The organism is Pseudomonas sp. GW456-12-10-14-LB2, assembly GCF_002884345.1.
Taxonomy (GTDB): Bacteria; Pseudomonadota; Gammaproteobacteria; order Pseudomonadales; family Pseudomonadaceae; genus Aquipseudomonas; species Aquipseudomonas paraglycinae.
In genome coordinates this window covers 1-391 of record NZ_POHV01000094.1, presented here as the reverse complement: position 1 = coordinate 391, position 391 = coordinate 1, and the positions used below count along the sequence as shown (strand labels likewise).

Below are 391 nucleotides of genomic sequence, written 5' to 3'. Positions count from 1 at the left end.
CGCAGGGGCGGGCGGTTCGGCACGTCCCACGGGGTGGCCTGGAAGCGGTTGCGGTAACCCTGATGGAAATCGTCTTTCAGCGCGGTGGTGTCACTGGTCACCGACTCTTCCAGCACCTGCGGCTGCTTGCCTTCGTGGTGGACTTCGGTGAGCAGCCACAGGTCATTCCACTTGGCCTTCGGGTGTTCTTTCAGCGCGAGGAAATGGCCGCTGACCAGCAGAGGTTGGTCGCTCTTGCCTTCCGCGAGCTGGAAGTCGCTGCGGTGGCGTTCGAGGGCGCGTTTGGCCAGGTGTTTGCCGCGTTCGCGGTCGACGAAACGGCCCGGGTAATCGTAGTCCTCGAGGTCGGGCAGGGCGTCGCCGCGGTTTTCGCTTTCCAGCGTCAGGCGCG

General features: G+C 65.0%; 1 protein-coding gene. It reads right to left on the bottom strand.

The genetic code is table 11. The features are described 5' to 3' along the window. Positions 1–391: contractile injection system protein, VgrG/Pvc8 family (locus C1X29_RS28220; RefSeq protein ID WP_256584414.1), on the bottom strand; the 391-nt coding region annotated here is incomplete at both ends.